General features: G+C 52.9%; 2 protein-coding genes. Both read right to left on the bottom strand.

Translation table 11 applies throughout. The annotated features are described in order from the left end of the window. Positions 1 to 445 (bottom strand): ABC transporter permease subunit (locus ACTHUR_RS12770; protein ID WP_440398863.1); only part of this gene is annotated, 445 nt, incomplete at its 3' end. Further along, a partial coding sequence (locus tag ACTHUR_RS12765; protein ID WP_440398862.1) for a transporter substrate-binding domain-containing protein occupies positions 435 to 869 on the bottom strand: 435 nt, incomplete at its 5' end. The genes ACTHUR_RS12765 and ACTHUR_RS12770, both read right to left, overlap by 11 nt.

Genomic DNA, 869 nt, shown 5'->3' with positions numbered 1-869 from the left:
GCATATAGGTCATGCCGATGGAGAAACCCGCCTCCCACTGCCCTTTCGGCACGGACAAAATCGCCGCGCGTATGGTTTCGGAAGCGTATGCGCCGACATTGAGCGAGAAGCCGATGATGGCGGCGGGAATCGGATCGATGAAAATACCGACGGACGGCAGCCCGTAAAACACAATCACAAGCTGCACCAACAGCGGCGTCCCCCTGATGATGGAAATATAAGTTTCCACCAGCTTCAGCAGGATTTTCCGCACGATGCCGCCCGAAGGCATAATCCGCACCAAAGCCACAGCGATGGCAATCACCATCCCGATCAGGAACGACGCCACCGCCAGCGGCAGCGAGACCATAAAACCGGCTTTGACCATAGGCAAAAACGCGCTGACAATCATATCGGCGCGTGTTTCCGTCATAAACGGCAGCGAAGCAAGAAAATTATTTAACACTGATGTCTTTTCCGAAGAATTGTTCGCCCAGTTTTTTCAGCGTGCCGTCGGCTTTCAGCTCGTTGATTGCCGTGCTGAATTTCGCCACGACTTCGTCATTGCCTTTATTGACAATCAAGCCGGAACCGACTTTTTCATCTGCAGGCGCAGACCAAACGATTTTCACGCCGGCATTCGGGTTTTTCTTCAGATAGTCCAAAACAGCCAATTCATCGTTCAAAGTCGCATCGGCGCGTTTTTGTTCAATCAGGGTCAGCGATTGCGCCAAACCGTCCACTGCCACAAGTTCCGCACCCGCAGCTTTGGCTTTTTCGCCGTAGTTACTGGTCAGGGATTGCGCGGTTTTCACGCCTTTGATGTCGTCAATGGATTTGATGTTGCTGTCGTTACGCGCCACCAAAACCGCACCGCTCCAGCTGTAAGG

The sequence above is a fragment of the Neisseria sp. P0021.S007 genome (assembly GCF_051956855.1).
This window is presented reverse-complemented; position numbering and strand designations above follow the sequence as displayed.